This is a genomic window from Allocatelliglobosispora scoriae, from assembly GCF_014204945.1.
GTDB lineage: Bacteria > Actinomycetota > Actinomycetes > Mycobacteriales > Micromonosporaceae > Allocatelliglobosispora > Allocatelliglobosispora scoriae.
Genome location: NZ_JACHMN010000003.1, coordinates 135,770 through 162,704 on the forward strand (window position 1 = coordinate 135,770; position 26,935 = coordinate 162,704).

General features: G+C 67.5%; 14 protein-coding genes, 1 pseudogene and 1 riboswitch. Of the genes and pseudogenes, 7 read left to right on the forward strand and 8 right to left on the reverse strand.

Annotation, left to right across the window (positions count from 1 at the left end):
* The first annotated feature begins 1 nt into the window (after nucleotide 1).
* Nucleotides 2-6,223: an RHS repeat domain-containing protein gene (locus F4553_RS42570; protein ID WP_184841495.1), complete on the forward strand. Its 6,222-nt coding sequence runs from the start codon at nucleotides 2-4 to the stop codon at nucleotides 6,221-6,223.
* 62 nt (nucleotides 6,224-6,285) lie between these two features.
* Here F4553_RS42570 and F4553_RS27300 read toward each other — a convergent pair whose 3' ends face one another.
* From F4553_RS27300 to F4553_RS27315, 4 genes are all read right to left on the reverse strand, one after another.
* Complete coding sequence (locus F4553_RS27300; protein ID WP_184846962.1) at nucleotides 6,286-7,242, reverse strand: ribonucleotide-diphosphate reductase subunit beta; 957 nt, start codon at nucleotides 7,240-7,242, stop codon at nucleotides 6,286-6,288.
* Between the two features lie 83 nt (nucleotides 7,243-7,325).
* Nucleotides 7,326-9,740 carry a ribonucleoside-diphosphate reductase subunit alpha gene (locus F4553_RS27305; protein WP_184841496.1) on the reverse strand — a complete coding sequence of 805 codons (2,415 nt, stop codon included), beginning with the start codon at nucleotides 9,738-9,740 and terminating at the stop codon, nucleotides 7,326-7,328.
* A gap of 263 nt (nucleotides 9,741-10,003) precedes the next feature.
* The gene (locus F4553_RS27310) at nucleotides 10,004-10,726 is read right to left on the reverse strand and encodes an HD domain-containing protein (RefSeq protein WP_184841498.1); all 723 of its coding nucleotides are present in this window, start codon (nucleotides 10,724-10,726) and stop codon (nucleotides 10,004-10,006) included.
* Nucleotides 10,727-10,750: 24 nt separating this feature from the next.
* A complete protein-coding gene (locus F4553_RS27315) occupies nucleotides 10,751-11,323 on the reverse strand; it encodes a DUF6232 family protein (RefSeq protein WP_184841500.1) in 573 nt (190 codons plus the stop codon).
* A 321-nt stretch (nucleotides 11,324-11,644) separates the two neighbouring features.
* Nucleotides 11,645-11,774: riboswitch (cyclic di-AMP (ydaO/yuaA leader) on the forward strand.
* A 64-nt stretch (nucleotides 11,775-11,838) separates the two neighbouring features.
* Between F4553_RS27315 and F4553_RS27320 the strand changes: the two genes are divergently transcribed.
* The gene (locus tag F4553_RS27320; RefSeq protein WP_312875405.1) at nucleotides 11,839-12,804 is read left to right on the forward strand and encodes a C40 family peptidase; all 966 of its coding nucleotides are present in this window, start codon (nucleotides 11,839-11,841) and stop codon (nucleotides 12,802-12,804) included.
* Nucleotides 12,805-13,183: 379 nt separating this feature from the next.
* On the forward strand, nucleotides 13,184-14,125 hold the full coding sequence (locus F4553_RS27325) for a sigma-70 family RNA polymerase sigma factor (RefSeq protein WP_184841502.1): 942 nt from the start codon (nucleotides 13,184-13,186) through the stop codon (nucleotides 14,123-14,125).
* Nucleotides 14,126-14,169: 44 nt separating this feature from the next.
* Here the strand turns inward: F4553_RS27325 and F4553_RS27330 are convergent, their stop codons facing one another.
* Nucleotides 14,170-15,039 carry a helix-turn-helix domain-containing protein gene (locus F4553_RS27330; RefSeq protein ID WP_221470508.1) on the reverse strand — a complete coding sequence of 290 codons (870 nt, stop codon included), beginning with the start codon at nucleotides 15,037-15,039 and terminating at the stop codon, nucleotides 14,170-14,172.
* Nucleotides 15,040-15,224: 185 nt separating this feature from the next.
* On the opposite strand from F4553_RS27330, the gene F4553_RS27335 reads away from it, so the two are divergent.
* Nucleotides 15,225-15,416: a DUF397 domain-containing protein gene (locus F4553_RS27335; protein ID WP_184841506.1), complete on the forward strand. Its 192-nt coding sequence runs from the start codon at nucleotides 15,225-15,227 to the stop codon at nucleotides 15,414-15,416.
* 106 nt (nucleotides 15,417-15,522) lie between these two features.
* On the opposite strand, the gene F4553_RS27340 is transcribed toward F4553_RS27335, so the two are convergent.
* Nucleotides 15,523-16,260 (reverse strand): serine/threonine-protein kinase, encoded by a 738-nt coding sequence (locus tag F4553_RS27340; protein WP_184841507.1) that lies wholly within the window; start codon nucleotides 16,258-16,260, stop codon nucleotides 15,523-15,525.
* Nucleotides 16,261-16,535: 275 nt separating this feature from the next.
* Here F4553_RS27340 and F4553_RS27345 point away from each other — a divergent pair, with 275 nt between their 5' ends.
* On the forward strand, nucleotides 16,536-17,153 hold the full coding sequence (locus F4553_RS27345; RefSeq protein ID WP_221470509.1) for a DUF1775 domain-containing protein: 618 nt from the start codon (nucleotides 16,536-16,538) through the stop codon (nucleotides 17,151-17,153).
* Nucleotides 17,154-17,278: 125 nt separating this feature from the next.
* On the opposite strand, the pseudogene hrpA reads toward F4553_RS27345, so the two are convergent.
* Nucleotides 17,279-21,119: pseudogene (gene hrpA, locus F4553_RS27350) on the reverse strand (ATP-dependent RNA helicase HrpA).
* Nucleotides 21,120-21,194: 75 nt separating this feature from the next.
* Here hrpA and F4553_RS27355 point away from each other — a divergent pair.
* Together F4553_RS27355 and F4553_RS27360 are read left to right on the forward strand one after the other, a co-directional pair.
* The gene (locus F4553_RS27355) at nucleotides 21,195-21,590 is read left to right on the forward strand and encodes a VOC family protein (protein WP_184841511.1); all 396 of its coding nucleotides are present in this window, start codon (nucleotides 21,195-21,197) and stop codon (nucleotides 21,588-21,590) included.
* Between the two features lie 118 nt (nucleotides 21,591-21,708).
* Nucleotides 21,709-22,323, forward strand: a complete 615-nt coding sequence (locus tag F4553_RS27360) for a malonic semialdehyde reductase (RefSeq protein WP_184841513.1) — start codon at nucleotides 21,709-21,711, stop codon at nucleotides 22,321-22,323.
* A gap of 29 nt (nucleotides 22,324-22,352) precedes the next feature.
* On the opposite strand, the gene F4553_RS27365 is transcribed toward F4553_RS27360, so the two are convergent.
* Entirely contained in the window at nucleotides 22,353-26,852 is a 4,500-nt protein-coding gene (locus tag F4553_RS27365; RefSeq protein WP_184841515.1) for a PDDEXK-like endonuclease domain-containing protein, read from the reverse strand.
* Between the last annotated feature and the right edge of the window lie 83 nt (nucleotides 26,853-26,935).

Sequence of the window (26,935 nt, forward strand, 5' to 3'; positions counted from 1 at the left end):
GGTGCGCCACGCGATAGCGCTGGTGTGCGTACCCATGATGGTGTTGTCGGGGTGGAATTCGCCCGTCTTCGCGGCGAAGCCCAAGCCGTTTGCGCCACCGGCCGCGCAGAAGATCAAGCCGGTGCCGACGCGTGACGTTCCGCTGCTCGGCGGCGTGCGCGGCGGAGCGCTGGCCCAGGCCGATCGGCGGGCCGCGCCGGTCTGGCCGGCGGCGGGCAGCGCGGAGATCGCGCTGCCGTCCGGCAAGGCCGTGCAACTCGGCCTCGAATCCTCGTCGGTACGCCCACCGGGGCTCGCGGTCGCCGTCAGCCCGAGTGTCGGCGGTCCGGCACGAGCGAAGGTGAAGGTGTTCGGGCGAGGTGAGGCCAAGGCGGCCGGGATCGACGGCGTGCTGGCACGGGTGGACTCCGCCGACGGCACCGGCAAGGGGTCGACGGTCGGTGTGAGCATCGACTACAGCGGGTTCGCGACGGCCTACGGCGCGGACTGGTCCTCCCGACTGCGGCTGGTGAGCCTCCCGGAGTGCGCGCTGACAACACCGGGCCGGCCGGAGTGCGCGTCGAAGCCGTTGGTGTCCAAGAACGACGTTTCGGCGAAGACGGTGTCGGCGGTCGTGCCCGTCGGTGGCCTGGTAGCGACCATGGCAGCGGCGGCGGGCGGTTCCGGCGACTACTCGGCGACCAAGCTCCAGGCCTCCTCGACCTGGTCGGCCGGTAGCAACACAGGTGGATTTAACTGGACCTACCCGATGCGTACGCCTCCTTCAGTTGGGGGGCCCGCACCGAGCGTCTCACTGTCTTACTCGTCGCAATCCGTTGACGGGCAGATGGCGGCCAACAACAACCAGCCAGGCTGGGCCGGGACAGGGTTCGAGCTCGCTCCTGGTGGGTCGATTGAACGTAGCTACAAGGGCTGCGCCGATGACATGACCGGTGGAAACAACTCGGTCAAGACTGGTGATCTCTGTTGGGCCACGGACAACGCGATACTGTCGCTGGCCGGACATTCAGGGGAGTTGATCTACAATTCGACCGAGAATCGCTGGCACCTGCGGGGCGACGACGGTTCGCGTGTCGAGCGAAGAACGAGCCCGAGCAACGGCGACAACGACAACGAGTACTGGGTTGTCACGACCACCGAGGGCACGCAGTACTGGTTCGGCCGCAACAGGCTTCCGGGTTGGCAGTCTGGCAACCCCGAGACGAAGTCGACGTGGACGGAACCGGTCTTCGGTAACCACGCCGGGGAGCCCTGTTATGCCGCGACGTTCGCTGCATCGTCATGTACCCAGGCGTGGCGCTGGAACCTGGACTATGTGATCGACATGAACGGCAACACGATGTCGTTCTGGTACGAGACCGCGACGAACAAGTACGCCAAGAACCAGGTGACGACCAGTCCTGTCGACTACATCCGTGACGGTTGGCTGACGAAGATCGAGTATGGAACGCGGTCGAGTAACGATCTCGCTACCGATCCCGGTCAGGCGGCCAGTGTAGATTCGATCTTCGCGGCAGCCGCCCCCATGGAGGTCGAGTTCACGGTCCTGGACCGGTGCCTGGCCAACTGCACGAACCATGATGCCGTGCACTGGACGGACACTCCATATGACCAGGAGTGCGCCGGCTCGCCATGTCCATTTATGAGTCCCACGTTCTGGTCGACGAAGCGGTTGAACCAGGTGATCACGAAGATCCGTGACGGTGCGGCCTACCGCATCGTGGAGACCTGGACTCTGAGTCACACCTACCCGGATCCGGGTGACACGACTCGCCGGCCGCTGGCGCTGAGCAAACTCGGACATTCAGGCGGAGCAGAGGCTGTCCCGGACGTCGAGTTCTTTTATATCCAGAAGAACAACCGAGTTGTGGCCAACCCGTCCGAAGGCCGAGCGCCGATGAACTGGTTCCGGTTGTCCCAGATAAAGACCGAGACCGGAGCGACCATAACGGTGAGCTACTCGCCGGTCGACTGCGTCAACTCGACGAAGATGCCCAATGTGGCAGCGTTGCAGGACAACACGTACCGGTGCTACCCGGTGCGGTGGACGCCCGAGGGCGCGACGCAGCCAATCCTGGAGTTCTTCCACAAATACGTGGTGACGGCAGTCCGGGAGAAAGACAACACCGGCGGCGCTCCGCCGTTCGGCAGCCCAGAGATTCTCACCACCTACACCTACCCCACAGACGGCGCTGCCTGGCATTACACCGACGACAACGGGCTGACCAAGGAGGAGAACAGAACCTACTCGGTGTGGCGTGGCTATACGAGCGTCACCACCAACGTCGGTGATCAGAACCAGGGTGATCCGCTCTCGTCCACGGTGAACACCTACTTCCGCGGGATGCATGGCGACAAGCTGCCGACCGGCACCCGCACGATCACGATTCCCGCCGTTGACATGAACGGAGACGGCGACACCGCCGATTCGGTAGATGCCCCGGCGGTGAATGATGAGGACGACTGGGCGGGCCAACTCCGGTCGAGCACTATTAAAAACGGCCCGGGCGGTGCCGAGATCTCCACCACCGTCTCCAAGCCCTGGCGTTCTGCGGCGACGGCGACACGCACTCTCAACGGTGTGACGGTTGACGCGAGGCATGTAGCAGTTGAGGAGACCCGGGAGCGGGTCAAACTCGACCATGCGCCATGGTGGCGGACCACGTCCACCCGCACTGAGTTCGACACTTACGGCATGCCGATCAGGGTCGATGATTACGGCGATGATTCCCTGGCCATAGATAATCAATGCACTGCGTCCACATATCTGCGTAACACCAAACCGTGGCTCCTGAGTACGGTAAAGGAGAACACGAAGTTTGCCTTAACCTGCGCTCAGGCAGTGGCAAATCCGGCCACTCTCACCGAAGCCGATGTGATATCCAATGTCCGTACGTCATTCGACGGCCAGCCATGGAACACGGCACCGGTCAAGGGGATGGCAACGCAGGCCGCCACGGCAGTGGCCTGGAGCGCGGGCACTCCCACAGACCAGGCGGTGACAACCAGGTCATACGACACGCACGGCCGAGTGATCGAGTCGATTGACGCGCTCAACCATAAGACGACTACGGCTTACACGCCGGCGACGGGCGGGCCGACGACCCAGACCGTGACGACGGATCCGATGTTGTTCACCACTACTAAGGTTATCGATCCGGCGTTCGGCCTGCCGACCAACATCACGGACACCAACGGCAAGAGCGGCGACCTGCTGTACGACGGTATGGGCAGGTTGACCAAGGTCTGGCTGCCGGGTCGGGACAAGCTCACAGAGACTGCGAATCTCTCCTTCTCCTACCTAGTGCGGAACGATGGCCCGGTTGTCGTGACCTCCAGCAGGCTCAATGCAGTCGGTGGCTACTCCACCACCTACGCGCTGCTTGACGGACTGCTGCGTGACCGGCAGACGCAGGCTGTCTCTCCTTCGGGAGGCCGGATACTCACCGATGTCTTCTACGACAGTGCGGACCGGAAGGTACGTACCTTCGCCTCGTACTACGACAACCGTGGTGGTCCTGGCACGACTCTGGTCACGCCGCTGGATCGTCATGACGTACCCGAGCAGAATGTAACGGTCTACGACGGGGCCAGTCGGGTCACCGACGTCATCTTCGTGCCCTTCGACAACGGGGAGAGGTGGCGCACGCACTCCGATTACACCGGCGACCGCACGGACGTTACTCCGCCTGCGGGTGGAACGAAGACATCCACGTTCACGGACGCACGGGGCAACGTGACTCTTCTGCGGCAGTACGACGAGCCCAACCTCGGTGACCAGGTCAATACCACCTACCTTTACAACCGCAAGAACCAGCTGGAGCGCATCACCGACCACGCAACGAACTATTGGGAGTACACCTACTTCCTGTCCGGCCTGTCGAAGACCATGCGCGATCCGGACGCAGGAACACGCAGCTATCAATACGATAAATTGGGTCAATTGACTTCAGAGACCGATGCGCTAGGCCAGAAGTTGGTCTATGACTATGACGACATCGGGCGGAAGAAGGGCCTCTATCTCACCAGCAAGTCCACCGCCAACAAACGCGCTACATGGACCTACGACACGGCCCTTTTCAGCGGCACCTCGACTCCGGCCAAGGGCTACCTCGCGGAGTCGACGCGGTGGACCAATGCGGGGACCCGTGCATACAAGACCACCGTGGTGGGATACACCGCGAACTATCAGTCGGCAGGTACCACGATCACGGTTCCTGCCGCCGAGACCGGCGTCGCCGGCTCATACACCTATCTCACTTCCTACCGTCCCGACGGCAGCCCCGGCACCTCCACCTATCCTGCGACGGGTGGATTGCCGGCGGAGGGCGTGACGCTCGACTACGAGCCCACAACGGGAATGCCCTTCGGCCTCGACACCATTCTCGGGGCAAGTGAATTCAGTCTCGTCTCCTCGACGGCCTACAACGCTCTGGCGCAGGTCGATCAGTACACCCTCTACACCGGTCGTTACTCCCTGACGGGGTCCAAGGTGTGGATGTCCTACCAGCGTCAACTCGAGACAGGACGGGTAACGGGCATAAGCACGAGCCGCGAGACAGGCACGCCCAGCACGCTCGCCGGTCTTGCCTACACGTACGACGATGCCGGCAACGTGAAGAGCATCTTCGACACTGCGGTCGGTGACAATCAATGCTTCAAATACGACGCACTTCGTCGTCTGCGCGATGCATGGACACCGTTGACTGCGGTGTGCGGGTCGCCCGGCTCTGACACGCTGGGCGGACCGGCTCCCTACCGCACCAGGTGGGAGCTCAACACCATCGGCAATCGCACTCAGCAGGTGGAGTACCCGACTCCTGCTGGCGGGACCTTGAAGACGACCAACTACACCTACCCGGCGGCGGGAGCCGATAGGCCTCACTCCGCAACCGGTACGACCGGCTCCGTCGTCGGGACGTACAAGTATGATGCCGCCGGCAACACGACTTGTCGCCCCGTAGCGGCCGGCAATACCTGTCCCACGACTGGTACCACCAACAGTCAGATCTATACGTGGGATCCGGAAGGGCATGCGGCCACCAGCACAGACAGCACGGGATCGACCACCTACCTGTATGACGCTGATGGTAATCGGATTCTCAAGACAGATCCCGCTGGCAAGACGCTCTACCTTCCCAACCAGGAACTTCGATACACCACTTCGGGCGGAACTCAGAGTTGCATCCGCTACTACGAGTTCAACGGTACGACCATTGCGAGTCGTAACAGTACTGGCCTCTCCTGGCTGAGCGGCGACCACCACGGAACCGCCAGTATCGCGATCGATTCGGTGACGCAAGCGGTCGTAGTCCGCCGTCAGACGCCGTTCGGCAATGATCGGGGCTCGACCGTTAGCTGGCCTAACAGCAAGGGGTTTGTCGGCGGCACAATCGACAAACCTGGAGTGACCCATCTTGGCGCCCGAGAGTACGACGTGGCCCTGGGCAAGTTCATCAGTGTGGATCCTCTGTTCAACAAGGAAGATCCGCAGTCGATGAACAACTACGGGTATGCCGATCATAGTCCGACTACCCTGAGCGATCCATCGGGTACCTGCATACCTGATGAAGACACAGGTCGATGCCTGAGTCCAAGACCGCGGGTCAATAGCGGTTCGAGCAACTCCGGCGGCACCGGCGGAGGCTCGGCAACTCCGTCAGGCAGCACTCTCAACACATCTGGTTGCAAGTCTGATAACTGTGTCAGTCAGAAATGGAACAGCGGTTGCAGTTTCAGCGCGAGCCTGTGCCTTTACGATCCCACTCCCACCCCAAGCCCGTGCTCTGTGACCGTCAACGGCAATGGCAACAGCGTGAGCTCGGACTGCCCCAACGTAACCATCAACGGAAACAACAATTGCGTTGGTACGAGCTGTCCGGCCCAGCCAACCTCTACCTCGGGTGATGGCACGCAGGGGCCGCCGCCTGACCCGACTTTCTGGTCGGATCTTGGGGATGTCGCTAGGGGCGGTACCTCTTTCGGGGTTGCAGGGGCGGCTATCGGCTGCGTGGTAGGCGTGGAAGTCGGGTGCCTGCCGGGCGCAGGCGGTGGTCTGCTCATCGGAGAGGCTGTTGGAGCCGTCGTTGTTATTGGCGGCATCGTCTATCGAGATGTGTGGGGAGATGGGGTGACCAATCCGGTGATGCCGATCGTTGACGATGTTCAAGAGTGGGCAATCGGAAAGGTGGAAGGACTCTTCGACTCGATCTTCGGCAAGTGAATTGGAGCTGGCGCGGGTCCTCAAGACCCGCGCCAGCTCCACACCTCGTCCACTTACGGTGGTCAGAAGTCCTCGTCCAGCGATACGGTCCCGCCGACCGCCACCTGATAGGCGGTCACCCGCCGCTCGAAGAAGTTCGCCAACTCCTGCACGTCCTGCAACGCCATGAACGGGAACGGATTCGACGACCCGAACCGAGCCCCCATCCCCAGCCGGGCCAGCCGCTGATCCGCGACATACTGCAGGTACTCCCGCATGTCGGCCAGCGTCATCCCGGCCAGCCCGTCCCCGCAGAGGTCGGCCGCGAACTGCAGCTCCGCCTCCACCGCCTCCTCCATCATCGCGACGACCGCCTTCTCCATGTCGGCGTCGAAGAGCGAAGGCTCCTCGGCCCGCACGGTGTCGACGACGGAGAACGCGAAGTCCATGTGCATCGACTCGTCGCGGAAGACCCAGTTGGTCCCCGCTGCCAGCCCGTCCAGCAGCCCACGGGACCGCAGCCAGTAGACGTAGGCGAACGCGCCGTAGAAGAACAGCCCTTCGATGCAGGCGGCGAAGCAGATCAGGTTGAGCAGGAACCGCCGCCGGTGGTCGGCCGTCTCCAGCGACGGCAGGTCGTGCACCGAATCGATCCACTTGAAGCAGAACTGCGCCTTGTTGGCGATCGACGGGATGTTCTCCACCGCGTCGAAGGCCTGCGCCCGCTCCTCCTCGTCGGGGAGATAGGTGTCGAGCAGCGTCAGGTAGAACTGGACGTGCACGGCCTCCTCGAAGAGCTGCCGCGACAGGTAGAGGCGGGCCTCGGGAGCGTTGATGTGCTTGTAGAGGTTGAGCACCAGGTTGTTGGCGACGATCGTGTCGCCGGTCGCGAAGAACGCGACCAGCCGGTTGATCAGGTGCCGCTCCTCGGGGGTGAAGGTCGCCAGGTCCGGCAGGTCGTTGGCGAGATCCACCTCCTCCACGGTCCAGGTGTTGCGGATCGCGGCCCGGTAGCGCTCGTAGAAGTCCGGGTAGCGCATCGGCCGCAGGGTCAGGTCAAGACCAGGATCAAGAAGAGCCTGCCTGGTACGCGTAGCGGGCTGAACGGGGATGGCGGTGCTGGTCACTGGCAGGCCTCGCAGATTTCGGGGTTTTCGAGATCGATGGTGACCATCGGCATGGCGACGATCGGACGCGCAGCGGCGACGGTCGGGCGGGCCGCCGTCGCAACAGGCGTGGCGGAGGCGGCCGACAGCGTCGTCTGCTTGATGCTCGTCGCCGGCCGCGACCGCAGGTAGTAGGTGGTCTTGAGACCCTTGCGCCACGCGTAGGCGTACATCGAGGAGAGCTTGCCGATCTCCGGCTGCGCCATGAAGAGGTTGAGCGACTGCGACTGGTCGATGTAGGGCGTGCGCGCGGCGGCGAGGTCGATCAGCGCCCGCTGCGGCAGCTCCCACGCGGTGCGGAACAGCGACCGCACATCGGCCGGGATCTCCTCGATGCCCGCGACCGAGCCCTCGGCCCGGACGACCCGCTCACGCAGGGCCGGGGTCCACAGCCCGCGCTCCTTGAGCGCCTGGATCAGGTATTTGTTGACCTGGAGGAACTCGCCCGACAGCGTCTCGCGCTTGAAGACGTTGGAGACGACGGGCTCGATGCACTCGGCACAGCCGGCGATCGAGGCGATCGTCGCGGTCGGCGCGATCGCGATGAGCAGCGAGTTCCGCAATCCGGTCTGGCCGATCTTCGCCCGCAACGCTTCCCAGCGGCCCCGCTGCGGCGAGGTCGACTCGAAGTGGTCGACGTGCAGCACGCCCTGGGCGGCCCGGGTCTCCGGGTAGGAGGCGTGGGCACCCAGCTCGGCGGCGAGGTCGGCGCTCGCGTCGTATGCCGCGAGCGCGATCTCCTCCGCGATCCGGGTGGAGAGCGCCAGCGCCTCGGGGGAGTCGAAGTCGAGCTTCAGCGAGAAGAAGACATCGGCGAGGCCCATGACCCCGAGGCCGATCGGGCGCCAGCGGTTGTTGGCCCCGGCCGCCTCGCCGGTGGGGTAGTAGGAGAGGTCGATGGTGCGGTCGAGCACCGTCACCGCCGTGCGGACCGACGCGGCGAGCATCTCGTAGTCGATGCCGGTGGCGCCGCAGTGCGCCGCGAGGTTGATCGAGCCGAGGTTGCAGACCGCGGTCTCGCCGTCGGAGGTGACCTCCAGGATCTCGGTGCAGAGGTTGGAGAGGTGGATCACGTTCTCCGCGCGGGCCGTCTGGTTGCTGGTCCGGTTGGCCTGGTCCTTGAAGGTCATCCAGCCGTTGCCGGTCTGCGCGAGCGTGCGCATCATCCGGCCGTAGAGCTCGCGTGCGGGCACCTGCTTCGCGGCGAGCCCGGCCGCCTCCGCCGCGCGGTAGGCCTCGTCGAACGCGTCACCCCACAGGTCGACCAGGTGCGGGACCTCCTTGGGGTCGAAGAGCGACCACGCGGTGTCCGCCTCGACCCGGCGCATGAACTCGTCCGGGATCCAGTTGGCGAGGTGCAGGTTGTGGGTGCGGCGGCTCTCGTCGCCGGTCGAGTCGCGCAGCTGCAGGAACTCGTCCACGTCGGCGTGCCACGGCTCCAGGTAGACGCAGGCCGCGCCCTTGCGCCGCCCGCCCTGGTTGACGGCGGCCACGCTCGAATCGAGGGTACGCAGCCACGGCACGATCCCGTTGGAGAGCCCGTTGGTGCCCCGGATCAGCGAACCCCGCGACCGGACCCGCGACCAGGCGATGCCGATGCCCCCGGCGTACTTGGAGAGCCGGGCGACCTGCGTGTAGCGCTCGTAGATCGAGTCCAGCTCGTCCTTCGGCGAGTCGAGCAGGAAGCAGGAGCTGAGCTGCGGCCGCTTCGTGCCCGCGTTGAACAGCGTCGGCGAGCTGGGCAGGTAGGCGAGGCGGCTCATCAGCTGGTAGAGCTCGGCGATCTGCGGCACCGAACCGTCGATGGTGACCCCGGCGGTGCCCGCGGAACCGACCCGGCCCATCAGCCCGCACGCGACGCGGAGGAAGAACTGCTGCGGCGTCTCGATCACCTTCCGGCTCGCCGGGTGACGAAGGACATACCTGTCGTAGACGGTCCGCAGCCCGAAGTATTCGAACCGGTCGTCGGCCCGGTCGTCGATGAGTTCGTCGAGCTCGGCGGCGTGCGCGGCGACGAAGTCGGCGACGTCGTTGGCGATCAGCCCCTGGGCGTGGCCGACGGCGATCGAGTCGCTGAAACGGCGTACCCCCTGGGATTGGGCTTCCTCGGCGACCTGCGTGGCGAGCAGGCGGGCCGCGAGCCGCGAATAGGCCGGCTCCTCCGTGACCAGCGCGGCGGCTGTCTCGATCGCGCGCAGCCGGAGGTCGGTGTGCTTCGCACCGGGCCAGATGCCCGCGAGCACGACCCCGGTGACCCGGGCGGCGTCGACCTCGGCAAGCCCCCGCGCTGCTGCCTGCACCTCTCCGATGAGTGGATGCGGCTCCGCCGCGACGACCTCGGGCAAAGCCTGTGCCATGACGGTAATGGTCATGATCAAATCCCCCCTCGCATGGACGCGATTCAACGCGCGAGGTGCCTCGCACCACGCGGGAACACGACCATGAGTCCAAGCCGGAAACCACCAACCGGCGCCTCAGTCACACTACATCTAGTGGCGCGGACTGCAACGCTCCCCCATAGGTTGCGGCGTGTCGCTAACTCGCCGTGTTCACCATCATCGAATTCTGTATGGCTTCACGGTGAACGGAAGTTCCACGACCGAGCCTGTAGGCAGCCTCCAGCGAGAGCCGTCCGTCAATCCGTCCCATCCAGGATGGCTGCGAAACGTGTCTCCGCGAGATCGAGTTGTTCCAATATATGCAGGCGAACGGGGCCCTCAAGCGGCGTGTCGGCACGTGTGACCAGGTCACGGAGGATCGGCAGCAGCGGGCGGTATTTCCGGGCCGAGCTCAGCGCCTTGGGGCCGGAGATGTAGATGACCCCGACACCGTTGTCCGTGAAGTCGGAGATCTTGATGACACGCGCCCACGGATCCGCGTCGAGCGACTCCTGCAGGTGCTCCCGGTACTGCAGATGGTGATCGCGGTCGGCCGTGTAGACCGGGTTCGTCACCGACGCCACCATCCCGGCCACCCGCGCGCCGAACCGCTCGCGCAGCACGGCGAGCGCCTCGTCGGTCGGCGGGTGGCCCTCGGTCGCGGGCAGCCCGGCGAGCTCGAACGGGTGGTCCTCGACCGAGTCGTGCAGCAGCGCCGCGATGATCACCTCGGTATCCGAGATGCCGTAGTAGTGGATGATCCGGATCGCGACGCGCAGCAGATGGTTGAGGTAGGGCTCGCGGATCCGGCGCTGGTGCCGGTGCAGCCGGGCCGCGAGCTCCAGGGCCGTCTCCAGCCGCTCCCGTTCGACCGGGGGGTAGTCCTCGATCTCCATGGCGAATCGATCACGGAGGCCCGTCTCGCCGTGCACCTCCGTGATCGCGTGCAGGGGCATGGTCCGGAGAGCGCCGTCCGACATGCCGTTCTGTATAGCAGTAGATGGTTACCCGGCGCGGGTGAAGATGTTGCGCGCACGCTCCGCTGTCGTCGTGGTGGGGCTGAGTGTGGACGGGTGCGGCACCGAGGAGGTCTCGAGGCGCCGGCCGTAGTGGGGCGGGTTCGGGATCGCCGCGTCGAAGGCGCGCTCGCGGGCCCGCATCAGGGTGCGGCAGACGTGACCGAAGATCCGCTGGTCATCGCTGTAGTAGAGCTGCAGCATGAGGCCGTGCGACTCGGCCCACAGGGTGTAGCCGCGTGGGCGGCGCCAGGCGGTGATCGCCGTGATGGCGGCGAGTGCGGTGATGGCGATGACGGCGCCGAGCAGGCCGATGGGCGGGAGCGAGCGCACCGTGGCACCGAGCAGGGCGATTCCGATCATGGTGGCGAGGCCGGCGCGAGTGGTCACGGGATCGAAGGGACCGCGCTGCGTGCGCAGGTCTCGCAGTTCGAGGACCGAGTAGCGCCGGTCGGCGATCATCAGCCAGCTCGTCGTGATCCGGATGCCGGGCAGGCTGAGTAAGACGTCAGAGGTTGGTGAGGCGGAATCCTGGCGGTTCTCCATGGAATTCTCCGTCATAGACGCGAAGGTGGCTCCCGGTAGAAAGGTGGGCGATGGGTGTGGGTGTCTACCTTGTGGTTAACCGAGATGTAACAGGCCCCGTGCGCTCATTGTCTTCAGTGCTCGGCGTCGAAGGGAAGCATCTCAATCGGCCAGGTGGCGAATTGGCACGTAGCGTGCCACCGGAAGGCCACTAATCGGTGAGAATAATTGGGGCAACTAACCGCTAGTCGGTCAGAACGGTCAGCTGGCCCTTCCGTCCCGCCGTTGATCACGCTACGTTACGTGGGCTGGTCAGGGCCCCGATCGTCTCCCCCAGAGGCGGCACCTGACCGGTGTCGCTGAATCCACAGTGAACCGGGGAACCACGTTTCGCGGGCCGCAGCCCCCATCGCGGCCCAGGGGTGAATCCGCGCTCGCGCGGTAGGGAGCACTTCCCTCTCGAACCCGACAGCTAACCCGGTAGGCGGCAGGTCCGCGCGCGGGGGTCACGCGTCGCGGCGGACCGCGGAAGGAAAGGCCACCCCGCTCCCGTGTCGCTGCATAGATGGACCCTGCGCGCCCTCATCCCGATCGTGCTCGCCGCCGGCGTCGCCCTTCCCGCCGCGAGCGCCTCCGCCGAACCGACGGCCGCCGAGGTCAAGAAGCAGATCGAGGTCGTCTCGGCCAAGCTGGAGAAGGCGGTCGAGACCTATAACAAGACCAACATCGACCTCACCGCGACCAAAAAGGCGATCACCGACCTGCGGGCCACCCTCGGCCCGCTCGCCGATGCCCGGGACGCGGCCCGCGGCAAGGTCGCGACGCTGGCGAGCACCGCATACACCAGCGGCGGGCTCACGGGGCTCAACGTCCTGCTCGGCGGTGCCGGTCAGGCAGACACCCTGATGGACCGGCTCGCCACGCTGGAGGTGATCGCCCGGGACCAGGCCGACGTGCTCGCCTCGTCGGTCGACGCCGGCGCCCGCTACGACAGCGAGAAGACCCGGCTCGACGCCGTCCTCGCCACCCAGACCACCCAGTTCGCGCAGATCACGGCGCAGAAGAAGCAGATCGAGGCGGATCTGGCGAAGCTGGAGGACCAGAAGCGCAAGATCGGCATCAAGGCCGCGGGCGGGACGCCCTACTCGGGCACCATCCCGGACGTCTCGGGCAAGGCCGGAATAGCCGTCCGGTACGCCTACAACGCGATCGGCACGCCCTACGTCTGGGCTGCGGACGGGCCCGACGGGTACGACTGCTCCGGCCTGACCAAGGCCGCCTGGCGTGCCGCCGGGGTGACCCTCTACCACTACGTGCCGACCCAGTGGGACGAGGTGGCACACATCAAGCGATCCCAGCTCGCCCCCGGTGACCTGGTCTTCTACTCCGGGCTCGGACACGTGGCGCTCTATGTCGGAAACGGCAAGGTGATCCACGCGCCGACCTTCGGCGAGGTCGTCAAGATCTCCAGTGTCGACATGATGACGCCGTACGGTTTCGGCCGCGTCCGCACCTGATGTCCGCTCCGTCGGCTGCCCAACGGCCCGGACGAGGGAGATCGTCACTCATCCGGGTCGTTCGGCGAACCATTTCGGCCGGTCGTGCGTCTCCTTATCAGGTGACGCCAGCTATCCGGTAACACCGGTGACCGGAGTCTCAACACCATAGTGACCTGGGTCGCTGCGTGGGCAGCGGCCAGCTGGTGTCATGAAAGGGACAAAACGAGCGACCTCAGAATAGCTCGGAGATCAGGCAAGTCCCATTGGGGATTCAGGTGTTTCACAGTTACCCGTGACACTTTCGAACCTAACCAAGGAATCATCTCCGGACGTCTTCTGTTGGACAGATGTCAGTACCGCATTCCCATTGCGGCGATTACGGGGGAGGGGCCCGAACATGGAAAACATGACGATCCTGCGCACCGACCAGGTGGCTGAAGAGCGAGACCTCGTGGGTGTCTACCTGCACGAGATCTCGCGGACGCCGCTGCTCGGTGCCGCCCAGGAGGTCGACCTCTCCAAGGCGATCGAGGCGGGCCTCCTGGCCGAGCAGCTCCTGGAGGGCGAGAAGCTCCCCAAGGGCATGAAGCGCGAGGAGCTCGAGCTCCTGCAGCGTGAGGGTGCCAAGGCCAAGGACCTGTTCATCCGGGCCAACCTCCGCCTCGTGGTCTCCATCGCCCGCCGCTACGTGCGGTCCGGGATGCCGATGCTCGACCTGATCCAGGAGGGCAACACCGGCCTGGTCCGCGCGGTCGAGAAGTTCGACTACATCAAGGGCTACAAGTTCTCCACCTACGCGACCTGGTGGATCCGGCAGGCGATCAGCCGCGCCATCGCGCAGCAGGAGCGCACGGTCCGGCTCCCCGTCCACCTGGTCGAGGACGTCAACCGGATGCGCAACGTGACCCGGCAGCTGACCCGCGAGCTCGGCGCGGACCCGGAGCCCGCCCAGATCGCGGCGGCGCTGCAGGTCCCGGTCGAGCGGGTCACCGAGCTGATCCGCTGGTCGCAGGACACGGTCTCGCTCGACACCCCGGTCGGCGACGACGGCGACACCAGCCTCGGCGACCTCGTCTCCGACACCGACTCGCCGTCGCCGGAGGAGATCGTCCTCTCCGCGATGGAGCGTCAGCGCATCGAGGGCCTGCTCAACCACCTCGACGACCGTTCGGCCGGCATCATGCGGGCCCGTTACGGCCTGGAGGACGGGCGGGAGCACTCGCTGACCGAGGTCGCCTCGCGGTTCTCCCTCTCCCGCGAGCGCATCCGCCAGCTCGAGATCCAGGCACTGGGCCGGCTGCGCGAGCTGGCGCGGTCCGAGGGCTTCCAGACCGTCTAGGACAAACGCAACGGCGGGCCGGTGACTCGATCACCGGCCCGCCGTCATGTCAGCTCTGCGGCGATCTGAGCGATGTAGGCGAGGGACGCCTGCGGGTCGAGTGCGGCGTCGGCGAGATGCCCGAAGGCCTTCCGATAGGGCGGCACACCGTCGGTGCGGTCCATGATCTGAAAGATCATCAGCGCGCTCTCGACGTAGACCGCATCGGCGTCGGCGCCGTCGGGGAACTCCAGGATGATGAACGGCCCGCTGATCGTGCTGACGAAGCCGGCGGTGAAGGGCAGCACCCGCAGCGTGATGAGCGGGTCCTCGGCCAGCCGGAGCAGGTGGTTGAGCTGGTCGCGCATGGTCGCCGGGTCGCTCGCGATCCGCCGCAGCACCGCCTCGTCCAGCACCGCGTCGATCCGGGGCCTGCTGTCGCCGCCGAGCAGCCGCTCCTGCCGCAGCCGCCGCAGCGTGGCCCGGCTGGACCGCTCGTCGTCGGAGAGCTCGGTCGCGGCACCGCCCTGCAGGGTCGACTGGGCGTACGCATTGGTCTGCAGGATCCCCGGGATCGCGATCGGCTGGAAGAAGTAGAGGCCGGTCGCCTCCTCCTCCAGGCCGAGATAGGTCGCGTAGCCCGCCGGGAGGTCCTCGCGGTGCTCGAACCACCAGGGGCGCTGGCGGCTCACCCGGGCCATCGAGATGAGCTGGCTGATCAGCTCGGCGTCGGTCACGTTGTAGAGCGAGAGCATCGCCTTCACGTCCGTGACGGCGACGCCGACGGTGCCCGCCTCGATCCGGATCAGCTTCGACAGCGACCACTCCAGCTCGTCGGCGGCGTGCTCCTGGGTCATCCCGGCTGCGTCACGGGCGCCTCTGAGTGCATGACGCAGCCGCCGCCGGGCGACGGCAGGCGCCTGAACGTCAGACATAGTTGCTACCTCGAGTCAACCTGTAGTCCGTATGGGTGACCATTGAATGTCCGGCTCATGGACACTCGGCGAGCCGCTACCTGGCAACTTGCATCCTGTCTTGACAGAGTCTATACCGGACTCCGTCTCGTTCCTGTCGATAGTGGACAGGGGCTCCACTTGGTTGATCTACTTCCGGAGCATAAATGACCCAGCCCAACTCGGCAGCATGGCTGCGGAGCACCTTCTGTGAAGCGACCGCCTGCGTCGAAGCCCGTCGTGAGGGCAATGACGTGCTTCTTCGCAACTCGACCGAGCCGGACCGCGTACTGGCGTTCGACGCCGTGGCCTGGGCCGAGTTCAGGATTGGCGTTGCAGAGGGCGAGTTCGACCTCTGATCGTTACAGAGGCTTTCGGTGTGAGACATGGGTGCTGCTGGCGTGAAGATAGCGTCGACAGCATCCATGTATGTAATGCCGATAGGCATTGGCGGGGCTTTCTGCACTAACGCATCGGCGTGAGCAGCGACCACAGGTCGATGGCGGCCGAGCGCGCGGTCGGGCGCTGGGTGCTCGACTTGTCCATGCACGAGCGCACCAGATCGGTCAGCGCCGTCGGCAGCCCGGGGATCGCCAGCACCGGCACGGGCGCGAGGCACTTCGGCGCGATGCCCCGGCGCGGGCGGCCCACGCTGCGGGTCTGGTAGGGCGAGGCGCCGGTCAGCATCCGGTAGAGCAGCACGCCCAGGGCATAGACGTCGTCGGCCCGGCACTCCTTGTCGACGGTCGACTCCGCCAGGCCGTAGTCGATGATCTTCACGCCGCCGGGTGTCAGCATCACGTTGTCAGGGTTGAGGTCGCGATGGGTCACGCCGCGCCGGTGCGCCACCGCGAGCACGTCGGCGACACTCGCCCCGATGCTCGCCGCGTCGGGCCACTTCAGCAGCGTGAGCCGGTCGAGCCGGTCGGCGAGGGACTCGCCGTGCAGGAGCTCCATCACCATGAAGCCGAGCGCAGAGCCGTCCGCGAGCGACGTGTCCCCGAAGTCGTAGACGCGAGGCACGTTCGGGTGACGCAGCCGGTTGGTGATCTGGGCCTCAGCTCGGACGAGGTCGGCGACATCGGCCCTGGACGTGAGGGTTTTGACGGCGTGTGGACGCGCGCTGACCGCATCGACCGCGCGATAGACATGGGAGACGCCACCCCGGGCCAGCCGACCGGTCAGCACATAGCGACCAGCCAACGCAGTTCCCACGGGTAGCCACACGGAAGTGAAGTGTTCCCGATACATCCATCCTGGACAATAGGCAGCCTTCCTAACCGGTAGTTCAGGGTCAGTCGGATTGATCACAGGGTCGCCGGGAACTATCCGAGCGGACTCTGCGACTATCACCGAGGTGCCCGAGAGGGCGGGTGAAGGGAGTCGCCGTGAAGGTGTCGAGCCGGGTTGCGGCAGTGGTCGCAGGTGGTCTGTTCGGTGCGTTGGTGCTGGCGGGAGCCGCGTCTGCGCATGTCGAGGTGAGTGCCAAACCGGCCCGGGCGCTCGCGTCGGACGCCGTGGTCTCCTTCGACGCCGAGGCCGAGTCGGGCAAGGCCGGGATCAAGTCCGTCCGGGTCGTGCTGCCCGCGGGGATCCTGCCGGCCGATGTCACCCTCGCCTCTGGGCCCGCGGGCTGGACGCTCACGCCGACCGAGGACGGTTACACCGTCGGGGGGACACCCCTGGCGACGAAGAAGAACGCCGTCTACTCGATCAAGGTGCGGCAGCTGCCCAACGCGGCGAGCCTCACCTTCAAGTCGCTCGTCAACTACACCGACGGCCAGGTCGACCGCTGGATCGGGGAGCCGAAGGCGGACAACCCGGCCCCGGTGCTCAAGCTCGCCGCCGCCGATCCGGCAGCCATCGCCTCGGCGTCCGCAGCGGCCGCTTCACCGTCGCCGTCGCCATCCCCGGTGACGGTCACCAGTGCCCCGGCCCCGGTGGTCTCGACCTCCGCCGCCGCGGCGGCCGATGAGGGTGGTTCCGGGGTGGGTACCTGGCTCGTCGGCGGCATCGTCGCCCTCGCCGCCGCCGGCACGCTGCTCGTCCTCCTGCGCCGCCGCGACACCGGCAACGGCCCCGAGGGCCAGTCCTGACCCTCCGGCCCCCAAGCTCACCCCAAGATCGCCGCAACTCTTCAAGAGTTGGTCCTAACGGGTTTTCCAGGACCAACTCTTGAAGAGTTGCGGCGATCTTGGCGTCCGGTCACCCCCGCTGTTGCTCAGAGGGCGTCCATGGCCTTGTAGATGCGCTTGTCGGAGACGGGGTACGCCGTGCCCAGGGTCTGAGCCCAGTAGCTGACCCGGAGCTCCTCGATCATCCAGCGGATGTGCGGCACGTTGGCGCGGAGGGACTTGTACTCCTCCTGCACCTCCTGCACCTGCCGCATGAACTGGCGGTCCTTGTCGGGCTGCTGCGGCAGCCGCTCCAGGCGCTGCTGCATCGCACCGAGGTAACGGGGGAGTTCCCGCAGCTGGGTCTGCCCGGTGCCGGAGACGAAGCCGGGGTAGACCAGCCCCGCGAGCTGCACCTTCAGGTCGGCGAGGGCGGGCAGGAGGGCCGGGGTGGGCGTACCCCGAAGCTGGTTGGAGATCTGATGCGCGGCCGTGAGGATCCGCGCGACATCGCCGATGATCGTGAACGCGACGTCGTGGACCTCGAAGCGCACCTTGTCGCGAAGCTTGACGAACCCGGCCTCGTCCCAGGGCCGGACCGCCCGCCTCCAGCATCAGCGTGTCGATCGCGCAGGCGATGCAGTCGTCGAGCAGCGCCGGGACGCTGCCGCCGGGAGCGTGGCCGAGGGCGAGCTTCTGCGCGTTGGTCAGGCGGGTGACGAGCGGCTTGAGCGGGGACGGGTTGCCGAGCAGGATGAGCCGCCGGGTGCCGAGCCACATGTGCAGGCGCTGCTCGGCCTCGGTCTCCAGGACGCGCAGGCCGACCGTGCTGCCCTCGTCATAGAGCGACGGGAAGGCCTTGACCGTGTTGCCGCCCCGGGTGCGGACGAAGCCGCGCGGGATCGTGCCGAAGGTCCAGGTGGTCTTGCCGCGCTGCTCGATCTCGTCGGCGACGGCGGAGATCGCCTCGCGGACCTTGGGGGTGAGCTTGCGCTGGAGCGCGACGAGGTCCTTGCCCTCGCCGACCACCTTGCCGCCCTCGCCGATCACCCGGAAGGTCATCCGCAGGTGGTCGGGCACCTTGGCCAGGTCGAACTCGTGGCGGGGCAGGATGATCGAGGCCATCCGGCCCAGCTCCCGGGCGAGCGCGTCCTGCATCGGCGTGCCGTCGGCCTTGAGCATCCGGACCAGGTCGTGGGCGTGGTCGGGCACGGGGACGAAGTAGCGCCGCAGCGGCTTGGGCAGCGACCGGATCAGGTGCGTGATCAGGTCCTCCCGCATGCCCGGGACGAGCCAGTCGAAGCCCTGGGGTTTCACCTGGTTGAGCGCGGGCAGCGGGATGTGCACGGTGACGCCGTCGGCGGCGGTGCCCGGCTCGAACTGGTAGGTCAGGCGCAGCTTCAGCTCGCCCTGCTCCCAGAAGTCGGGGTAGTCCTGCGCGGTGACCCGGTTGGCCGCCTCGTTGACGAGCAGCGCCTCGGTGAAGTCGAGCAGGTTGGGCTGGGTGAGCTTGACCTTCTTCCACCAGGCGTCGAAGTGCCGCGACGAGACGACGTCGGAGCCGATCCGCTCGTCATAGAAGGCGAAGAGGGTCTCGTCGTCGACGAGGATGTCGCGGCGGCGGGCCCGGTGCTCCAACTCCTCGACCTCGTCGATGAGCGCCAGGTTTTCCTTGAAGAACTTGTGGTGCGTCTCCCAGTCGCCCTCGACGAGGGCGTGGCGGATGAAGAGTTCGCGGGAGAGTTCCGGGTCGATCCGGCCATAGTTGACCTTGCGGGCGGCGACGATCGGCAGGCCGTAGAGGAGCACCTTCTCGATCGCGATCACGGCACCCTGCTTGCGCTCCCAGTGCGGCTCGCTGTAGCTGCGCTTGACGAGGTGCTCGGCGAGCGGCTCGATCCACTCGGGCTCGATCTTCGCCACCACGCGAGCCCAGAGCCGGGAGGTCTCGACCAGCTCACCCGCCATCACCCAGCGCGGCTGCTTCTTGAACAGCGACGACCCGGGCGCGATGGCGAACTTCGCGGCGCGCGCTCCGGCGTATTCATGGATGGTCCTGCCCTTGGGGTTTGCCTTCTCCTCGACCTCCTTGAGGCCGATGTGCGAGAGCAGGCCGGACAGGAGGGAGATGTGGATCTGCTGCGGTGCCGGGGCGGTCGTGTTGAGGGTCATGCCGAGCGACTTGATCGTGTGGCGGAGCTGGCTGTCGATGTCCTGCCACTCGCGCACCCGCAGGTAGTGGATGAACTCGGCCTTGCAGGTGCGGCGGAACTGGTTGCTGCTCAGCTCCTTCTGCTGCTCGCCGAGGTATTTCCACAGGTGCAGATAGGACATGAAGTCCGACTCGGGGTCGGCGAAGCGCGCATGCTTCTCGGCGGCGGCCTGCTGGTTGTCAGACGGCCGCTCGCGCGGGTCCTGAATGGAGAGTGCTGCCACGATGACCATGACTTCGCGCAGACAGCCGTTGCGATCGGCCTCCACGACCATCCGGGCCAGGCGCGGGTCGACCGGCAGCTGCGACAGCTTGCGGCCGAGCGGCGTCAGCTCCTTGCCCTTCAGGGCGCCGAGCTCTTCGAGCAGCGCGATGCCGTCGCGCACGTTGCGCTTGTCCGGCGGGTCCAGGAAGGGGAAGTCGGCCAGGTCGCCCAGGCGCAGGGCGGTCATCTGCAAGATCACAGAAGCCAGGTTGGTACGCAGAATCTCGGGATCGGTGAACTCCGGCCGACTGAGGAAGTCCTCCTCGTCGTAGAGCCGGATGCAGATCCCCTCCGACACGCGACCGCAGCGGCCCTTGCGCTGATCGGCACTCGCCTGCGAGATCGCCTCGATCGGCAGCCGCTGCACCTTGGTCCGATGGCTGTAACGGGAGATACGTGCCGTGCCGGGGTCGATGACGTATTTGATGCCCGGGACCGTCAGCGACGTCTCGGCGACGTTGGTGGCGAGCACGATCCGCCGACCGGTGTGCGGGGCGAAGACCCGGTGCTGCTCGGCGGTGGAGAGCCGGGCATAGAGCGGCAGCACCTCGGTGAAGCGCAGGTCACGCTTGTTGAGCGCGTCGGCGGTGTCGCGGATCTCCCGCTCGCCGCTGAGGAAGACCAGGATGTCGCCGGGACCCTCCGCGACGAGCTCGTCGACCGCGTCGCTGATCGCCTGGAGCTGGTCGCGGCCGTCGCCGTCCTCGTTGAGCGGGCGATATCGCACCTCGACCGGGAAGGTCCGGCCGGTGACCTCGACGATCGGGGCGTCGCCGAAGTGCTTCGCGAAGCGCTCCGGGTCGATCGTCGCCGAGGTGATGATCACCTTGAGGTCGGGGCGGCGCGGCAGGATCTGCTTGATCAGGCCGAGGATGAAGTCGATGTTGAGGCTGCGCTCGTGCGCCTCATCGATGATGAGCGTGTCATATTGCCGCAGGTCGCGGTCGTTCTGCAGCTCCGCCAGCAGGATGCCGTCGGTCATCACCTTGATGTAGCTGTTGGCGCTCACCGAGTCGGAGAACCGGATCTTGAAGCCGACCGCCTCGGGCTGGTTGAGCTCCTCGGCGATCCGGTCGGCGACCGCGCGGGCGGCGATGCGGCGCGGCTGGGTGTGACCGATCAGACCCCGGACGCCTCGACCGAGCTCCAAGCAGATCTTGGGCAGCTGGGTCGTCTTGCCGGAGCCGGTCTCGCCCGCGACGATGACGACCTGGTGGTCGCGGATCGCCGCGAGCAGGTCGTCCTTGCGCTGGCTGACCGGCAGCTCGGCCGGGTAGGTGATCGTCGGGATGCCTGATCGCCGCGTGGCCAGCCTGGCCTCGGCCCGCTCGACCTCGCTCGCGATCTCGGTGAGGGCCTGCTGGCGGGCCTCAGGTTCGCGGACCTTGCGGGTGCCATCCAGCCGCCGTTGCAGGCTGCGCTGGTCGCGCGGCATCAGCTCGGAGATGCGGGTGCGGAGATCGTGAGTCATGTCCAGCCCAGGATATGCAGGATCCGCTCCGGACTCGAACGCGTTTCCGCCGGGTGGGCTCTTTACGATCATTTGATGACTTCACGGGTACGCGAATTGCGGCTGGTGGTGACCGCTGCCGACTATGACGCGGCGCTGCGGTTCTATCGGGATGTGCTGGGGTTGGACGAGCGGGCGGCCTTCTCCTCGCCGGGCGGCCGGGTGACGATCCTGGAGGCCGGGCGGGCGACGTTGGAGATCGCCGACCCGTCGCACGCCGCCTATATCGACGAGGTGGAGGTGGGGCGCCGGGTGGCGGGGCACCTGCGGGTGGCGTTCGAGGTGGCTGACGCGCCCGGGGTCACGGCGGAGCTGGTCGAGGCGGGTGCGGAGCTGGTCGCCGAGCCGACGGTGACGCCGTGGAACTCGCTCAACTCCCGGCTGGAGGCACCCGGCGGGCTTCAGCTCACGCTCTTCGCCGAGCTGGGCTGAGACGCTCCGCCGTCACCTCTCACGACCGCCGCAACTCTTCGAGAGTTGCGGCGGTCTTGTCGATTTCTCGTAATATTAATTCCTACTAGATCGCTAGGATATGGCGCATGATCGAGGAATGACCCTCACTGTCGATGACGATCTTCTGCTCGCGCTCGGGCGTGAGGCACAGGATCTGCTCTTCCGCAACGCGCGCACCGCCAACACCTTCACCGACGAACCCGTCGACGAGGAGCAGGTGCGGGCGATCCACGAGCTCGTCCGGCTCGCGCCGACGGCGTTGAACGCCCAGCCGCTGCGTACGCTGCTGGTGCGCTCCGACGCTGCCCGGATGCGGCTCCTGGCGCACGTCTCCGACGGCAACCGGGCCAAGACCGCCACGGCGCCCCTCGTCGCGGTGCTCGCCGCCGACACCGAGTTCCACGAGAACCTGCCCGAGCTCTATCCCCGGCGGCCCAAGGCGCGGGAGTGGTTCACCGATCCGGCCTATCGGGAGGCGCAGGCGAAGTTCAACGCCACCCTGCAGATCGGGTATTTCCTGATCGGCGTGCGCGCCGCCGGGCTGGCGGCGGGGCCGATGGCCGGCTTCGACAACGCCGGGGTGGACCGGGAGTTCTTCCCGGACGGCCGGCACCGGTCGCTGCTGCTGGTCAACATCGGTCGTCCCGGCCCGGACGCGTGGGACGAGCGGCTGCCCCGCCTGGGCTTCGACGAGACGGTCTGGACGATCTGAGTCTGTCCCCGCACGGGCCGGCAGGCGGATTACTCCTGGCGGTGGCGCTGGCGGGACATCTCCAGGGCGCTGCGCAGCTCGGCCATGATCCGGGGACCGCGCCGGGCGAAGCCGAGCTCGTCGATCGCCTCGTCAAGCACGTCCTCCTCGGTCCGCAGCCGACCGTCGCTCTCGATCCACGCGAGCAGCTCCACCAGCGTGCCGACCGAGTAGTCCGCGATCGGCAGCCCCGGCTCGAAGTCGGGCCGCTGCCGGGTGCGGATCCGCTCCGGACCCGCCTCGATAGGACCAACTCTTGAAGAGTTGCGGCGATCGTGGGCGTCGGCGGGAGACGCGGGCGCGGCTGCCTCCTGCGCCGGAGCCCCGGCCGGAGCCGCGGTCGGAGCCGGTGCTGGAGTGCCGGCCGGGGCCAGGTCCGCTGCCGTCGCGGTGGAACCTGCCGCGACGGGCATGGCCTGCGCTGCCGTGGCTTCCGTCGCGGTCTGCCCGGCTGCGCCGGCGGGCTGGCGGGTGAGGTCGGTCAGGGTCGGGGCGAGCGGCTCGGAGTCGAGGCTCAGCGGGCCCGTCGCCGAGACGACGCCGGGAACCGTGCCGGGGGGCACGGGAATCGTCCCGACCGGCGCTGCGGCCGTCTCGGCGGCGGCCAGCGCCAACTGGTAAGCCTCCACGGCCCGGGCCACCTCACGGTGCGGATCGCGGGACCAGTCCGTCGACCAGATCCGGTGGAACCGCCAGCCGAGCCGCTCCAGGTGCTCCTTGCGCAGGCGCTCGCGGTCGCGAACCGTCGCGCCGGAGTGGTAGGTCGCCCCGTCGGCCTCGATCGCGAGGATCAGCTCCTCCGGCCGCTCCGGATGGGTGGCGACGAAATCGATCCGCTGCCCGCTCACGCCGTAGGAGACGGTGAGCGGGATCCCGGCGGCGACGAGCCGGTCGCGTACGTCGGTCTCGAAGGGCGTCAACCTCGGTGCCAGCGCGTCGCTGCGTCCGCCGAGCGAGCCGGTCTCGGCGAACTCCAGATAGGCCTTGAGCATCCGGGTGCCGTCGCCGGTCAGCTTCGCCGGGTCCATCTCCAGGTGGCTGAAGGAGCTGACGACCGTCACCCGGCGCTTCGCCCTGGTGATCGCGACGTTGAGCCGCCGGTGCCCGCCCGCGATGTTGAGCGGCCCGAAGCGGTAGAGCATCCGGCCGTCGGCGCTCTTGCCGTAGCCGACCGAGATGATGATCGCGTCGCGCTCGTCGCCCTGCACCCGCTCGATGTTCTTGACGAAGAACGGCTCGTGGCTCGTCGCGGAGAAGAATCCGTGCAGTTCAGGCAGCTTGGTGATCGCCTTGCGCAGCGCGGCGTCGATCTTCTCGGCATGGGTGAGGCCCATCGTGATCACGCCGAGGGACTCGTTCGGCCGCTGCCGGGCGTGGTCCAGGATCAGCTCGACCACCGTCGCGACCTCGTCGGCGCCGCCCGGGTGGTGGGTCAGGCTGCCCTTCGCCGCGGTGCCCGGGAAGGTCGTCAGCGCGTTGCCGTTGGGGGCGTAGATGTGCGAGTTGGAGAAGGCGATCAGGCGCTCGTCGCGGCTGCGGTAATGCCAGGACAGGTGCTTGACCTGCGACATCGGCAGCGCGGCGGCGAATGCCTGCAGCAGCGACTCGACATCGGCGGTGAGCTCGCCCTCGTCGTCGTCCTCGACCAGCTCCGGCGCGTCGGCCCGGTCGAAGAAGCGGGTCGGCGGGAGCTGGTGCTCATCGCCCGCGACGACGACCTGGTTGCCCCGCATGATCGCGGTGATGCCCTCGGTCGGCTCGACCTGGCTCGCCTCGTCGAAGATGACGACATCGAAGAGGCGCTGCGGCGGGAGGACCTGGCTGACGAGCAGCGGGCTCATCGCCCAGCACGGCTTCACCGCGGTGAGCACCTCGGGCGCGCGCCGGAAGAGTTCCCGCATCGGCAGGTGGCGGGCCTTCTTCGCCGCCTCCTTGCGGATGAGCTGCTGCTGCTCGGGGTGCCTGTCGAGGACCGAGACGAGGTGGGCTGCGGCGGCGTGGCGTACGCGTCCGGCGGTGGTGCCGATGTGCCCTCGGTCGGCGTCGGCGTACTCGACCGCGACGGCATGCAGGGCATCGCCGTGGAACTGGGCGTACGCGGGGTCGCTCGCCACCACGTGGTCGAGGATCGAGCTGAGCCACGCGTGGTCGAAGGCGGCCTCGGCACCGGCGGCGTCGGCGTTGCGGCGTCCGAGCTCCTCGAGCAGGCGCTGGGTCTGCCAGGGCGTGACGGCGGTGCGGAGCTCGTTGCGGCGTACCGCCCGCATGAGCCCGGATTGATCGGCGGCGAGTGTGTCGAGCATCCGCTGCAGCGCGTCCAGGGTGATCGATTCCGTGCTGAGCGGCAGGTAGGCGGCGAGCTCCGCGAGCCCGTCGTCGAGCGCGCGCAGCGACTGGCGAGCGGCGTCGAGAGCGGGCGGGACCGCCGGGATCGCACCCGGGTGGGCCGCGACCTCGCGCCAGCGGACGAGCTGGTCGCGGACGGCGAGCAGGCTCCCGTGCAGCGTTCCCTTGGCCGGTCGGCCCCGGCCGAGCCAGAGCGAGCCGACCTCGCGGACGGCGGCCCGGCGCTCGGACCAGCCGAGCTGCGGCATCGTGGCCTTGCGCTCGGCCCGCTCCGCGGTCGCGGCGAGCCACCGGTCGAGCGGCCCGGCATAGATCCGGGGCCGGAACGAGGTGAGGGTCGCCTGGACCTCCTCGACGAGGCTGATCAGGTCACGGGTCGCCGCCAGGTTGGCCGGCGGGCGCAGCCCGGTCTGGTCGAGGGCCTGCTGCAGGTGGGCCCGTGCCGTCGGCAGCAGCTCATGATCGAGGCGGCCGGCGGCGTCCATCGCGGCCGGGACCTGCGCAGACGAGGTGAGCGTGGTCCGGGCCCACGGCTCGCTCCACCGGCTGGGGGCGAACTCGCCGAGCCGGGCGAGTTCGGCGAGGGCGTCGCGGAGCTGGGCGGCCTTGTCGGCGGTGAGCTGGTCGAGCAGGGAGCCGCGCCAGCGGGTCGGCGTGGCGAAGGGGGCGAGCCCCATCAGCCGCTGCTGCGCCTCGAAGGCGGTGACCTGCCAGGGCTCGCGTCGCGCGTGCATCGACTGGTGGTGCCCGGCGAGCCGGTCGCGGCGGGTGGTGAGCCGCCGGTGCAGCTCGGCCGTCTCCGGCAGGATCTCCTGCGAGATGCGCTGCAGCCGGGTCGCCATCGCCTGGGCGAACTGCCGCCGCGACGTGCCCTCGCTGTGCAGGTTCTGCACGAGGTCGTCGAGGCCCGCGTCGGCGAGGCGGCCGACGACGGCGTCGATCGCGGCACGCTTCTCCGCGACGAACAGGGTGGTTCGCCCGCGAGCGGCGAGCGCCGCTATCAGGTTGGCGATGGTCTGGCTCTTGCCGGTGCCGGGCGGGCCCTTGATGACGAGGTTCTGCCCCGCGAGGACGGAGTTGATCGCGTGGCTCTGCGAGGCGTCGGCGTCGAGCACGAGGTATTCGTCGGCCGGCGCGGTGCGGTCCGGTGCGTCGGCGGCGATGCTCGCCGTGCTGGCGAGCCGGAGCCCGGCGGCCCGGTCACCGGCGAGGGCGGCCACCGCGTCGCTGCGGGAGAGCAGCTCGGCCGCGTTTTCCAGGTCGGTGACCATCGGCAGCTTCTCATAGCTGAAGGTGCCGATCAGCCGGGTCGGCGCGATCTGGAAGTCGGGCACCTCGTCGGCTGCCTTGATCAGCTTGGTGAAGACGAGGGCCGGGTCGATCGTGGCCTGCTCGTCGTCGATCAGCTCGTCGCCGTCGACGACGACACCGTGCTCCCGGGCGAGCTTGAAGATCAGCACCGGGTTGAGCGTGGGCATCGGGTCGACGGTCAGCCGGAAGTCGTGCTCGGCGACGGTGACGGCGTCGATGCGCAGGGAGTAGAGCAGCACCGGAGCGCGCGGCGTGCGGTCGGACTCGGCCCAGGTCGCCATGCCGACGGCGACATAACCGGCCTCGATGCCGCGCTCCTCGGCGAGGTCGCGCATCCGGGACCGGATCGTGCGGGCTCGCCGGATGGCGTCGGAGCGCAGGTCCGCGGCGGTCCGGCTGCCGGTGGTCCGCGCGACGGTCTGACCCTCGACGGGGAGGACCGCGGTGGTCTGATCGTCGCCGGTCCGGTCCGCTGCGGGCAGGATCGCGGTGGTCTGGCTCGTGCTGTCCGAACCGGCGGCGGGCGGGTTCGCGCCCTCCGGGCGGGCGGCCGTCCGAGTGGCGGCGGTCGAGCCGGCCGCCCGACTCGCCGGGAAGAGCTGGCTGATCGTCTGGGGTGCCCCGAGCAGCAGCCGGTCGACGGCCTGGGGGTCGGCACCGGAGAGGTCGAGCGTGCCGGATTTCAGGTCGCGGTAGTAGGCCAGCCGGTTGGCGGCGGTGGGGTCGATGAGGGTCTCGGCCCAGCGTGCGCTGGCGCGGCTCAGATCGAAGGCCGCGCTGTCGCTACCGGCGCCGGTGACGCCGTCGATGAGGGTGGGCTGCTCGGTGGACACCTCTCCGAGTGTGTCACGGCGGGACATGCGCCGCATGGTGCGTGCGGATGACCGATCAGGCCCCTACCGGCTGTTCCGGATGG

Bases quoted from the DNA above. Each gene is read 5' to 3' on its own strand.
- F4553_RS27335 (WP_184841506.1), top strand. From the start codon at position 15,225: ATGACCCAGCCCAACTCGGCAGCATGGCTGCGGAGCACCTTCTGTGAA.
- F4553_RS27305 (WP_184841496.1), bottom strand. From the start codon at position 9,740: ATGACCATTACCGTCATGGCACAGGCTTTGCCCGAGGTCGTCGCGGCG.
- F4553_RS27325 (WP_184841502.1), top strand. From the start codon at position 13,184: ATGGAAAACATGACGATCCTGCGCACCGACCAGGTGGCTGAAGAGCGA.
- F4553_RS27310 (WP_184841498.1), bottom strand. From the start codon at position 10,726: ATGTCGGACGGCGCTCTCCGGACCATGCCCCTGCACGCGATCACGGAG.
- F4553_RS27300 (WP_184846962.1), bottom strand. From the start codon at position 7,242: ATGCGCTACCCGGACTTCTACGAGCGCTACCGGGCCGCGATCCGCAAC.
- F4553_RS27355 (WP_184841511.1), top strand. From the start codon at position 21,195: ATGACTTCACGGGTACGCGAATTGCGGCTGGTGGTGACCGCTGCCGAC.
- F4553_RS27360 (WP_184841513.1), top strand. From the start codon at position 21,709: ATGACCCTCACTGTCGATGACGATCTTCTGCTCGCGCTCGGGCGTGAG.
- F4553_RS27330 (WP_221470508.1), bottom strand. From the start codon at position 15,039: ATGTCTGACGTTCAGGCGCCTGCCGTCGCCCGGCGGCGGCTGCGTCAT.
- F4553_RS27315 (WP_184841500.1), bottom strand. From the start codon at position 11,323: ATGACGGAGAATTCCATGGAGAACCGCCAGGATTCCGCCTCACCAACC.